An 11,577-nucleotide genomic window follows, 5' to 3' on the forward strand; every position below is an offset into this window, starting at 1 on the left:
ATCGAAATGGGACTTCTCGTCGACGGGCGATGGCAGGACAAGTGGTACGACACGTCGTCCACGGGCGGACGCTTCGTGCGAAAGGACGCCGCGTTCCGCAACTGGGTGACGGCTGACGGCGATACCGGCTTTAAGGCCGAGGCGGGGCGCTACCATCTTTATGTGAGTCTCGCGTGCCCGTGGGCGCATCGCACGCTCATCATGCGCGCCTTGAAGGGGCTGGAAGGGATGATCGACGTTTCGGTCGTAAACTGGCTGATGCTGGAAAACGGCTGGACCTTCGACCACGCGCCGGGCGTCGTGCCCGACCCGATCAACGCTGCGCGCTTTCTGCATCAGGTCTACACCGCCGCCGATCCGCACTATTCCGGGCGCGTGACCGTGCCGATTCTCTGGGACAAGGCGCGCGGAACGATCGTCAACAACGAGTCGTCGGAGATCATTCGGATGCTGAATTCGGCGTTCGACGGCATCGGCGCGAAACCGGGCGATTATTATCCGCGCGAGTTGCGCGGCGAGATCGACGCCCTCAATGCGCGTATCTACGACACGGTCAACAACGGTGTCTACAAGGCGGGCTTCGCGACGACGCAGACTGCGTATGAAGAAGCAGTGACGCCGCTGTTCGAGACGCTCGACTTCCTCGAAGAACGTCTGGGCACGCGCCGCTATCTGACGGGCGAGCGCTTCACCGAAGCGGACATCCGCCTCTTCACGACGCTCGTGCGTTTCGATGCGGTGTATGTCGGCCACTTCAAGTGCAACCTGCGGCGCATCGCGGATTATCCGCATCTTTCGGCGTACGTGCGCGAGATCTACCGGATGCCGGGCGTCGCCGCGACGGTGAACTTCGAGCATATCAAGCGGCATTACTACGAGAGCCATCGGACGATCAATCCGACGGGCATCGTGCCCGCCGGACCGGTGCTCGGGTTCGACGCGGCTCAGTCGTAGCGGTACACGCCGCGCTTCGTCTTGCGGCCGAGGCGTCCCGCCGAGACGAGTTCGCGCAGCAGCGGGCACGCGCGGTATTTCGAATCGCCGAAGTCCTTCAGGAACACGTCCATCACCGAGAGGCACACGTCGAGGCCGATCAGGTCCGCGAGCGCGAGCGGGCCGATCGGATGATTCGCGCCGAGCTTCATGCCCGCGTCGATTTCCTCCGCGCTCGCGACGCCCTCGTAGAGCACGTAGAACGCTTCGTTGATCATCGGCACGAGAATGCGGTTGACGACGAAGCCCGGCGAGTTGCGCACGCCGATCGGCGATTTGTCGAGCTTCTCGGTGAGTTCGCGCACGGCGGACGCGGTTTCGTCGCTCGTCTGCACGCCGCGAATCACTTCGACGAGTTGCAGCAGCGGCACCGGATTGAAGAAGTGCATGCCGATGAAGCGCTCGGGCGTGGCGAGGATCGCGGCGAGCGCGGTGATCGAGATCGACGACGTGTTCGACGCGATGATCGCATCGGCGCGCGCGGCGCCTTCGATCTGCTTCAGGATGCGATTCTTCAGTTCGACGTTCTCCGTCGCGGCTTCGATCACGATGTCGGCTTCGGAAAGGCGCGCGTAATCGGTCGAGGTCTCGATGCGCTTCAACGCCGCATCGCGCGCCGACGCCTCCAGCTTGTCCTTCGAAACGAGCCGCTCCAGGCTGCCCGTGAGCGCGGCGACGCCCTTGGCGAGCGCGGCGTCGGTGACGTCGATCAGCACCACTTTGAAGCCCGCGACGGCCGCGACCTGCGCGATGCCGTTGCCCATGGTTCCCGCGCCGACGATGCCGACGGTCTGAATGGTCATGTCCTGCTCCTCCTTGATCTGCGCCGGCGCGAGCGGCCGGCAAAACGGAAATGGTCGAAAGCGCGCACGGCGCGTCCAGGGACGATTCTAACCAGCGACGCGGGCCGCGACGTTACCCGAAAGCCGTCAAATCTCGCGGCGCAATGCCGTTTGCATGACAGAAGGCAGCGTAGCGGTCCCAGCCGCTTCGCCAGTTTTCGGCGGCGAGCACCTGTCCTTCGTCGTTCACGAAGAGCAGTTCGCCCTGGATGATGTTGAGCGTGACGATATCCGCGCTGCGCGAAACCGCCGGCAGCGCTTCGGGCGTGTGGCTCGATCCGGCCGTTTCGTATACGACGCTTCCCGGCTCCGCGATCCAGTCGTGCTCGCGATACTTCCAGCGTCCCTCGACCGTATAGACGATCACCGTTCCCGTATGACGATGCCGCGGCATCTGCCCTTTGGCAGGCGCCTTCATGAGCGCGATGACCTCGCCGCGGATCGGGTCGAGCTTGAAATACTTGACGAGCACGCGCGCGCTGTACGGCGTGAAGGGCACCCACGGCAGGTCCGCGTCGTTGAGGCAAGTGGTCTGGATCTGTTCGAACAGCATGGTGTCGGCTCCTGGCATTCAGCAGTGCATTGTAGGCAGTGCGGAGCCCGGCGAACATCGGCCGAACGGACGACCCCTTCGTCCGAGCCGGATCGTCCGGTATCTGCTATCGTCCCGCCATGCCAACCATCATCACCGTATCCAATCTGTCCAAGACCTACGGGTCGGGCTTCCGCGCGCTCAAGGACGTGAACCTGGAGATCCGGCGCGGCGAGATTTTCGCGCTGCTCGGCCCGAACGGGGCGGGCAAGACGACGCTCATCAGCACCGTGTGCGGCATCGTGAATCCGAGCGCGGGCAAGGTCACCGTCGCCGGGCACGATATCCTCACGGATTATCGCGCCGCGCGCGCGATGATCGGCCTCGTGCCGCAAGAACTCACTACCGACGCCTTCGAAACCGTCTGGGCGACCGTGTCGTTCAGCCGCGGCTTGTTCGGCCGGCCGAAGAATCCGGCGCATATCGAGAAGGTGCTGAAGTCGCTCTCGCTCTGGAGCAAGAAGGACAACAAGATCATGACGCTGTCGGGCGGCATGAAGCGGCGCGTCCTGATTGCGAAGGCGCTCGCGCACGAACCTGAAATCCTCTTTCTCGACGAGCCTACCGCGGGCGTCGATGTCGAACTGCGCCGCGACATGTGGGGCCTCGTGCGCGAGCTGCAGAGCAACGGCGTGACCATCATCCTGACGACGCATTACATCGAGGAAGCGGAGGAGATGGCGGACCGCATCGGCGTCATCAATCGCGGGGAGATCGTGCTCGTCGAGGAGAAGCGCGAACTGATGCGCAAGCTCGGGCAGAAGAAGCTCACGCTGCAACTCGAACATCCGCTCGCGGAAATCCCCGGCGCGCTTCAGCCCTACGGCCTCACGCGTTCAGCGGACGGCGGCGAGCTCACGTACACGTATGACGCGCACGACGAGCCGGGCCGCATCATCGCGCTGCTGCGCCACGTCGACGAAGCCGGCGTGCGTTTCAAGGATCTGCAAACGACGCAAAGCTCGCTCGAAGACATTTTCGTGAGCCTCGTCAGGGAAACCAAATGAATCTATACGCCGTTCGCGCGATCTACCGTTTCGAGATGGCGCGCGCCGGACGCACGCTGATGCAGAGCATCGTGTCGCCCGTCATTTCCACATCGCTTTACTTCGTGGTCTTCGGCGCGGCTATCGGCTCGCGCATTCCGGAAGTCGATGGCATCAGCTATGGCGCGTTCATCGTGCCGGGCCTCGTGATGTTGTCGCTGTTGACGCAAAGCATCGCCAACGCGTCTTTCGGCATTTATTTTCCGAAATTCACCGGGACGATCTACGAGCTGTTATCCGCGCCGGTCTCGTACTTCGAGCTCGTTCTGAGCTACGTGGGCGCGGCGGCGACCAAATCCGTGATCCTCGGCCTGATCATTCTTCTGACCGCACGATTATTCGTGCCGCTCAGAATCGACCATCCAGTCTGGATGATCGTGTTTCTGCTGCTCACGTCGGTGACGTTCAGCCTGCTCGGGTTCATCATCGGCGTATGGGCGGACGGCTTCGAGAAGCTGCAGATCATTCCGCTCCTGATCGTCACGCCGCTCACGTTTCTCGGCGGCAGCTTCTATTCGATCAACATCCTGCCGCCGTTCTGGAAGACCGTCGCGCTGTTCAATCCGGTCGTCTATCTGATCAGCGGCTTTCGCTGGAGCTTTTACGGACTCGCCGATGTCCAGGTCGGCGTGAGTTTCGGCATGACGCTGGTCTTTCTTGCGGTGTTCATCGCGATCGTCGCGTGGATCTTCAAGACGGGTTACCGGCTCAAAACGTAGAACGGCGCGCCGGCCGGACGCGGCGCGGCACGAGGGCGTTCATCGGATGAAAATCATGAGACGCACGAAGCGGAATTTTCTCGGTGTGATGGCGGCCGCGTTCGCGGGCGGTGGCGCGCGCTCGGCGCCCGCCAGAACGTACGAGATCGATCACAGCAGCGCCGACTGGCGCCGCCGTCTGTCCGCCGAGCAATTCCGCGTGCTCAGGCGCGGCGGCACCGAGCCGCCGTTCGCGAGTGCGCTGCTCAAGGAGCACCGTGACGGCACGTATGGATGCGCCGGGTGCGGGCTCGCGCTATTCTCATCGGCGGCGAAGTTCGACAGCGGCACCGGCTGGCCGAGCTTCTGGAAACCGCTCGACGGCGCCGTCGCGATGCACGCCGACGCGACCGGCCACATGCGCAACGAGGTGCATTGCCGGCGCTGCGGCGGGCATCTCGGCCATGTCTTCGACGACGGACCGAAGCCCACGGGCTTGCGCTATTGCATGAACGGCGCGGCGCTCGAGTTTCTTCACGATGAAGCCTGACATCGCGCATCCATCCACCTTTCTCCCGACTTTCTCATGAACGCACCCGAACTCAAGCTCGATCGCGCGAAGACGGCGCTCGTGCTGATCGATCTGCAGGCGGGTATCGCCGCCTTGCCCGTGCAACCTCACGATGCCGCGAGCGTGCTCGCCAACGCGCGCGCGCTCGCCGATCGGTTCCGCGCGCTCGGCGCGCCCGTCGTGCTCGTCAAGGTGGCGTTCCCGAACGGCCCCGGCGGACTGCGCCCGATCACCGACGCGGGGCAGGCGCAGGAAGCGCCGGAGCCTGCCGGCTGGAGCGAGTTGTGCGCGGAACTGGATGTGCAGGCGTCGGATATCGTCGTCACCAAGCGGCAATGGGGCGCGTTCTACAACACCGACCTCGACTCGCACTTGCGCCGCCGCGGCATCGACACGATCGTGCTGGGCGGCATCGCGACGGCCATCGGCGTGGATTCGACCGCGCGCGGCGCGCACGAGCGTGGCTATCAGCAGATCTTCGTCGAGGACGCGATGAGCGATCTGCACGCCGACACGCACGAATCGGCCTGCCGAAGCATCTTTCCGCGCATCGGGCGCATCCGTTCGACGGAGCAGGTGCTGGCGGCGCTGGCATAGCGGCGCGCGTCGCCTATCCTGTACCGTACGTCCGATATCGACGGACGCGAGAGGTTCTGTGATGGCGGCCATTCCGAAAGTAGCGATCGCGTGCCAGGGCGGCGGCAGCCATGCGGCGTTCGCCGCGGGCGTGCTCGAAAGACTGCTCAGCGACGAGTGCTTCAACCGCTTCGAACTCGTGGCGCTGTCCGGGACCTCGGGCGGGGCGATGTGCAGTGCGCTCGCGTGGGCGGGCCTGTTGCTCGACGGCCCCGCCGACGCCCGGCGGCGCCTCGCCGGTTTCTGGAAGGATCTGGAGGCGCGCGACGGCCCGGATATCTTCGCCAATGCGCTCGGGACGTGGTACGCGCGGCTGCCCGTCAACGCGGAAATCAGCCCGTATCTGTATCCGCCGGTCGCCGAGGAACGCCTGCGCGAACTGCTCGACAAGCATCTGCCGTTCGCGTCGCTGCCGGCGGAGCCGGCGCGGCGCGCGCGGCCCACGCTGCTCGTCGGCGCGACCGACGTGAACACTGGCGACCGCGTGATCTTCCCCGGCGACACGCTCGATCAGGACCGGCTGGTCGCATCGGCCGCGGTGCCGCCGCTGTATCGCGCGGTCGCGGCCGACGGCCGCATGTGCTGGGACGGCCTCTTCAGCAGCAATCCCCCGGTGCGCGAGTTCACCGATTTCGCAATCGACATGCGGCCCGACGAAATCTGGGTCGTGCAGATCAATCCGCAGTATCGGCGCGAGTTGCCTGAATCGATGAACGAGATCATCGACCGGCGCAACGAGCTGTCCGGCAATCTTGCGCTCGGGCAGGAGCTTTATTTCACGACGCGCGTGAACGAGATGCTGAAGGCCGACGAATCGCTCGCAACGCGCTACAAGCCGATCAAGGTGCGCGTCGTGCAGATGCATCTCGATGCGAAGGATTATCCGGGGCCGCTCGATTACGCATCGAAGCTGGATCGCAATCCGGCGCTGATCCATGCGCTGATCCGCAAGGGGCGCGAGCGCGCGGAATGGTTCTTCGACGCGCGCTCCGACTGGCCGAGGGAAGGCACGGCCCCGCACAAGAGCGTCTATGCGACGACGCCGGCCGCAGTATCGGCGAAAGCATGAGGAAAGATTCGCAGTCCGAGAGAGTTGAGCGAATGTTTTATCGTTTAGGAATATTCTGGTAGTGCGGGCTTCGGCGATCCCCTATTTTTGAATGACTCGCTGGCGGGACCCCGCCTGCCAGTCCGAGAGCGTCCGTTCATCCCCGTGTCCGGACGCCGCGCTTATCCCCGAGCGCTGGACGCGCGGTGCCTCGCGCCGCGCGTCCCTTTTTTTCATGCCGTCATGCAGGGATCGAAGGAACCAGACGAACCCGCGTGATCTCGGACGGCGCGCCCAGCCGTTTCGGCGGTCCCCAATAGCCGGTGCCCCGGCTCGTATAAACCCACAGCCCACCCACTTTTTCCAATCCCGCGACGAACGGCTGCTGCAGGCGCACGAAGAAATTCCACGGCAGGAACTGGCCGCCGTGCGTGTGTCCCGAGAGTTGCAACGTGAAGCCCGCTTCGGCTGCCGCCGTCGCGCTACGGGGCTGGTGGGCGAGCAGCACGCGCACGGTGGCGTCGTCGGGCGCGCCGCTGATCGCCTTGGCGGGATCGCTGCGATGCGCGGGATCGAAACTGCCCGCGCTGAAATCCGTGACGCCCGCAATCACGGCTCGCGCGCCGTCGTGATCCAGCACGACATGCTGATTGAGCAGCACGGTCAGGCCGAGACGGCGGAATTCGGCGATCCACTTGTCCGCGCCCGAGTAATACTCGTGATTCCCGGTGACGAGAAACGTGCCATGCCGCGCGGTGAGGCCCGCGAGCGGGCGCGTGTGGTCGGCGAGATTCGGCACGGTGCCGTCGACGACATCGCCCGTCACCGCGATCAGATCCGGTTCGAGCCCGTTCACCGCCGCGACGATGCGTTCCACATAGTGACGTTTGATCGTCGGTCCGACGTGGATGTCGCTGATCTGCACGATCGTGAAGCCGACGAGCGCGGCCGGCAGATCGGCGATGGGCACATCCACGCTCACGACCGGCGCGCGCCGCCGCGCGTTGTAGAAGCCGATCGCGGAGAGCAGCACGGCGAAGAGCGGCACGGCGAGCGCGCTATACGCGACAAGCGCCGGCGAGCCTACGGGTACGCCGCGCAGCCAGTCGACGAGATGCACGAAGAACAGCATCACATCGCGCGCGAAGGTCAATAGCAGCAGCGACGAGAAAAACCCGAGCGCGGTCAGCCCGAGCCACGCGAGGCGGTCCGCCAGCGACTGCGGTTCGATCTGGCGTGCCGCCATGCCGAGCGGAATGACGATGACCGACGCCGCGAGCAGAACGGCAGCCAGCACTTTGAGCGGCAGGCCGACCGGCGCGTCCGGAATGAGCCGCACGCCGACATAGAGATGAAACAGAACGCCGATGCCGATGAAGCGGAGGAAGAAAGCCGAGCGTCGCATAGCGCCCCTGGAGAGATCGAAGAAGCGGCGAGAAGAGGGAGCGGTGTGCGCCCTGGCCGGATATGGCGCTGATTTTACCGGTTAGACGCCGGGCGCGCTTTCGACCGTTTCAGGCAAGAGGCCAAGTCGTAACATATCGTGTGATGAGTTGGAATCGCGCGGAGGCGCGCGGTATAACTATCCCGGCCTCGCCCACGATCGCGAGGTCTTGCGAATGAAATAATCTGTACAACAAATTTAGTTCGAGGAATGATGCAATGAACCTGAAACTCTCTGCGATTTCGATTCTCTGCGCATCGGCAATCGTTACGTCGATGGGCTTCGCCATGGCCCAGAACGCGCCACTCGCGAAGTCGGCTCAGGAGATCGTCGGCCAGGCCGAGCCGATTCACGTCCAGGCGACCATCGTGGGCATCGACGCCGCCAACCGGACGCTGACCGTGCGTGGCCCGCGCGGCGACGCGCTGGTGCTCGTGAATAAGGAAGTCACCAACTTCGACAAGCTGCACATCGGCGATCGCGTCGACGTGCTCTACAAGAATGCGTTGCTGGTGAGTGCAGAGAAGGTGAAGAGCAACGGCACGCGCGCGCGTACGGATACGACGACCTATCAGCCGACGTCGGGTGCGAACGGCACGACGGGCTTCGATGCGACGCGTCAGGTCGAAGTCATCGCGACGGTCGAGAGCGTCAACAACAAGAAGCGCACGATCGCGTTGCGCGGCCCGTGGCGCACCGAGACGTTCGATCTGACGCCGGATATCGCAGCGGAGAAGCTGAAGAAGGGCGACACGATCCACGCGGTTTTCGTCTCGGCGACGGCGGTGCAAGTGACCCCGGCAAGCGCTGCGAACTAAGTCGGCGAGACCTCGAAGAAAAGCCTCGGCACGCGCGTGCCGAGGCTTTTTGACTTTCACATGCCTGATCGCGCGATCAGACGGCCATGCAGAGATACTTGATGACGACGTAGTCGTCGATGCCGTAGTGCGAGCCTTCGCGGCCGAGGCCCGATTGCTTCACGCCGCCGAACGGCGCGACTTCGTTGGAGATCAGCCCGGTGTTGATGCCGACCATGCCGTACTCCAGCGCTTCGGCCACGCGCCAGATGCGGCCGATGTCGCGGCTATAGAAGTACGCGGCGAGGCCGAACTCGGTGTCGTTGGCGAGGCGCACGACTTCGTCGTCGGACGAGAATTTGAAGATCGGCGCGAGCGGACCGAAGGTTTCTTCCTTCGCCACTTTCATGGCGGGCGTGACGTCGGCAAGCACGGTCGGCTCAAAGAAGCCGTGACCGAGCGCGTGACGCTTGCCGCCGGCGACGAGCGTCGCGCCTTTCGCGAGCGCATCCTCGATGTGCGATTCGACCTTCTTCACGGCCGCTTCGTTGATGAGCGGCCCGAGCGCCACGCCGCTTTCCGTGCCGTGTCCGACCTTCATCTTGCCGACCGCTGCGGCGAGCTTTTGCGCGAACGCATCGTAGACGCGCTCGTGCACGTAGAAGCGATTCGTGCAGACGCAGGTTTGTCCGCTGTTGCGATACTTCGATGCGATCGCGCCTTCAACCGCCGCGTCGAGATCGGCATCGTCGAATACGATGAACGGTGCGTTGCCGCCGAGTTCGAGCGATACCTTCTTGACGGTCGGTGCGCTCTGCGCCATCAGCAGACGGCCCACGGCGGTCGAGCCGGTGAACGACAGCTTGCGCACGATCGGGTTGCCCGTCATCTCTGCGCCGATGGCTTTCGGGTCGCCCGTGACGATCGACAGCACGCCTTTCGGCACGCCAGCGCGTTCGGCGAGGACCGCCATCGCGAGTGCGGAGAGCGGCGTCGCTTCGGCGGGCTTCACGACGATCGGGCAACCGGCGGCGAGCGCCGGTCCGACCTTGCGCGTGATCATCGCGGCGGGGAAGTTCCACGGCGTGATCGCGGCGCACACGCCGATCGGCTCCTTCGTGACGACGATACGCTTGTCGGCGGCGGGGGAGGCGAGGGTGTCGCCGGCGACGCGCTTGCCTTCTTCCGCGAACCATTCGATGAACGAGGCGGCGTAGGCGATCTCGCCTTTTGCCTCGGCGAGCGGCTTGCCTTGTTCGGTCGTGAGGATGAGCGCCAGATCGTCGGCGTTGGCCGTCATCAGGTCGAACCAGCGGCGCAGGATGATCGCGCGGTCTTTGGCGGTCTTGTTGCGCCATGCTGGCCAGGCGGCGTTTGCGGCGTCGATGGCGCGGCGGGTTTCGGTTGCTCCCATCTTCGGCACGGTGCCGAGGGTTTCGCCGGTTGCGGGGTTCACGACGGGGAAGGTCGCCTTGTCGTCGGCGTGTTGCCATTCACCGTCGATGTAGGCTTCGTGACGCAGGAGCGTCGGGTCCTTCAGTTGGTTCTTCATGCTCATGTTTGCTCGTGTCCTTTGGGTTGTGTCGGTAAAAAAAAAATCAGACCGCAACCCCAACGGTTTCCGTCAGCACATCTTCCAGAATGCCGACGGCTTCCTCGAAAACCTGCTCCTGAATGGTGAGCGGAAACAGAAACCGCACGACGTTCGAATAGACACCGCACACGAGCAGCAACAATCCACGCTCCAGCGCACGCGTCTGCACGAGTTTGGCGAAAGCCGCATCCGCATCATGCGAGCCGGGCTTGCAGAACTCCACAGCAATCATCGCACCGGGTCCGCGCACATCGGCGATCTGCGGCACCTCGCCCTTGAGCGCTTCGAGCTTTGCCTTGAGCTTGTCGCCGAACACCGTCGCGCGCTCGCAGAGCTTTTCGTCGTCGATGATATCGAGCACCGCATGCGCTGCCGCCACCGCGAGCGGATTGCCCGCATACGTCCCGCCGAGACCACCCGGCGCGGCTGCGTCCATGATCTCCGCGCGCCCGACGACGCCCGACAGCGGCATGCCGCCCGCGAGCGATTTGGCGATCGTCATGAGATCGGGCACGACGTCGTAATGTTCCATCGCGAAAAGCTTGCCGGTGCGCGCGAAGCCGGTCTGCACTTCATCGGCGATGAGCAGGATGCCGTGCGTGTCGCAGATCTTGCGCAGTCCGCGCACGAACTCGACCGGCGCCGGATTGAAGCCGCCTTCGCCCTGAACCGGCTCGAAGATGATCGCCGCGACGCGCGTCGCCTCGATATCCGCCTTGAACAGATGTTCGATCGCGCGCAGCGAATCGTCCACCGACACGCCATGCAGCGCATTCGGGAACGGCGCGTGATAGACGTCCGACGGGAACGGCCCGAAGCCGATCTTGTACGGCGCGACCTTGCCGGTGAGCGCCATGCCCATCAGCGTGCGGCCGTGGAATCCGCCCGTGAACGCGATCACGCCCGGACGGCCGGTCGCCACGCGCGCGATCTTCACCGCGTTCTCGACGGCTTCCGCGCCGGTCGTGAAAAACGCGGCCTTCTTCGCGTGCGAGCCCGGCGCGCGGGCGCTGATCTTCTCGGCAAGCGACACATACGACTCGTACGGCACGATCTGATACGCGGTGTGCGTGAAGCAGTCGAGTTGCGCGCGGATCGCCTCGACGATCTTCGGATGACGATGCCCCGTGTTGCACACCGCGATGCCCGCCGCGAAGTCGATGAAGCGGCGGCCCTCGACGTCCCACATTTCCGCGTTTTCGGCGCGCGCCGCGTAGAAGTCGCACATCACGCCGACGCCGCGCGGGGTCGCGGCATTCTTGCGGGCGTGCAGATCGGCGTTCTTGAGGGGGGTGCTCACAGGAATCTCCTTCGCG

The 11,577-nt window shown here is 64.4% G+C and carries 12 protein-coding genes; 7 read left to right on the forward strand and 5 right to left on the reverse strand.

Annotation, left to right across the window (positions count from 1 at the left end):
• The first annotated feature begins 6 nt into the window (after nucleotides 1-6).
• Nucleotides 7-954 carry a glutathione S-transferase family protein gene (locus tag NK8_RS15940; protein ID WP_213229914.1) on the forward strand — a complete coding sequence of 316 codons (948 nt, stop codon included), beginning with the start codon at nucleotides 7-9 and terminating at the stop codon, nucleotides 952-954.
• Here the strand turns inward: NK8_RS15940 and NK8_RS15945 are convergent.
• Together NK8_RS15945 and NK8_RS15950 are read right to left on the reverse strand one after the other, a co-directional pair.
• On the reverse strand, nucleotides 945-1,796 hold the full coding sequence (locus tag NK8_RS15945) for a 3-hydroxybutyryl-CoA dehydrogenase (protein WP_213229916.1): 852 nt from the start codon (nucleotides 1,794-1,796) through the stop codon (nucleotides 945-947). The genes NK8_RS15940 and NK8_RS15945 overlap by 10 nt on opposite strands.
• Before the next feature lie 112 nt (nucleotides 1,797-1,908).
• A complete protein-coding gene (locus NK8_RS15950) occupies nucleotides 1,909-2,388 on the reverse strand; it encodes a 2,4'-dihydroxyacetophenone dioxygenase family protein (RefSeq protein ID WP_162067103.1) in 480 nt (159 codons plus the stop codon).
• Nucleotides 2,389-2,507: 119 nt separating this feature from the next.
• Between NK8_RS15950 and NK8_RS15955 the strand changes: the two genes are divergently transcribed.
• The 5 genes from NK8_RS15955 to NK8_RS15975 all read left to right on the forward strand — a co-directional run bounded on the left by NK8_RS15955 (nucleotide 2,508) and on the right by NK8_RS15975 (nucleotide 6,447).
• The gene (locus NK8_RS15955; RefSeq protein WP_213229918.1) at nucleotides 2,508-3,434 is read left to right on the forward strand and encodes an ABC transporter ATP-binding protein; all 927 of its coding nucleotides are present in this window, start codon (nucleotides 2,508-2,510) and stop codon (nucleotides 3,432-3,434) included.
• Nucleotides 3,431-4,192: an ABC transporter permease gene (locus NK8_RS15960; RefSeq protein WP_061174602.1), complete on the forward strand. Its 762-nt coding sequence runs from the start codon at nucleotides 3,431-3,433 to the stop codon at nucleotides 4,190-4,192. The genes NK8_RS15955 and NK8_RS15960 overlap by 4 nt, the downstream gene beginning before the upstream one ends.
• 88 nt (nucleotides 4,193-4,280) lie before the next feature.
• A complete protein-coding gene (gene msrB, locus NK8_RS15965; RefSeq protein ID WP_225936344.1) occupies nucleotides 4,281-4,721 on the forward strand; it encodes a peptide-methionine (R)-S-oxide reductase MsrB in 441 nt (146 codons plus the stop codon).
• A gap of 36 nt (nucleotides 4,722-4,757) precedes the next feature.
• Nucleotides 4,758-5,339, forward strand: coding sequence for a hydrolase (locus NK8_RS15970; protein ID WP_061174600.1), 582 nt, complete (start codon nucleotides 4,758-4,760; stop codon nucleotides 5,337-5,339).
• 61 nt (nucleotides 5,340-5,400) lie between these two features.
• Complete coding sequence (locus NK8_RS15975; protein ID WP_213229922.1) at nucleotides 5,401-6,447, forward strand: patatin-like phospholipase family protein; 1,047 nt, start codon at nucleotides 5,401-5,403, stop codon at nucleotides 6,445-6,447.
• 220 nt (nucleotides 6,448-6,667) lie between these two features.
• Here NK8_RS15975 and NK8_RS15980 read toward each other — a convergent pair whose 3' ends face one another.
• Nucleotides 6,668-7,831, reverse strand: a complete 1,164-nt coding sequence (locus NK8_RS15980; protein WP_213229924.1) for a metallophosphoesterase — start codon at nucleotides 7,829-7,831, stop codon at nucleotides 6,668-6,670.
• A gap of 257 nt (nucleotides 7,832-8,088) precedes the next feature.
• Between NK8_RS15980 and NK8_RS15985 the strand changes: the two genes are divergently transcribed.
• Nucleotides 8,089-8,688, forward strand: a complete 600-nt coding sequence (locus NK8_RS15985) for a hypothetical protein (RefSeq protein WP_213229926.1) — start codon at nucleotides 8,089-8,091, stop codon at nucleotides 8,686-8,688.
• A gap of 76 nt (nucleotides 8,689-8,764) precedes the next feature.
• Here NK8_RS15985 and NK8_RS15990 read toward each other — a convergent pair whose 3' ends face one another.
• Both NK8_RS15990 and gabT read right to left on the reverse strand, forming a co-directional pair.
• Nucleotides 8,765-10,225: an NAD-dependent succinate-semialdehyde dehydrogenase gene (locus NK8_RS15990; protein WP_213229928.1), complete on the reverse strand. Its 1,461-nt coding sequence runs from the start codon at nucleotides 10,223-10,225 to the stop codon at nucleotides 8,765-8,767.
• Nucleotides 10,226-10,265: 40 nt separating this feature from the next.
• Nucleotides 10,266-11,489: a 4-aminobutyrate--2-oxoglutarate transaminase gene (gene gabT / locus NK8_RS15995; RefSeq protein ID WP_301549884.1), complete on the reverse strand. Its 1,224-nt coding sequence runs from the start codon at nucleotides 11,487-11,489 to the stop codon at nucleotides 10,266-10,268.
• Between the last annotated feature and the right edge of the window lie 88 nt (nucleotides 11,490-11,577).

The organism is Caballeronia sp. NK8, from assembly GCF_018408855.1.
Lineage (GTDB): Bacteria > Pseudomonadota > Gammaproteobacteria > Burkholderiales > Burkholderiaceae > Caballeronia.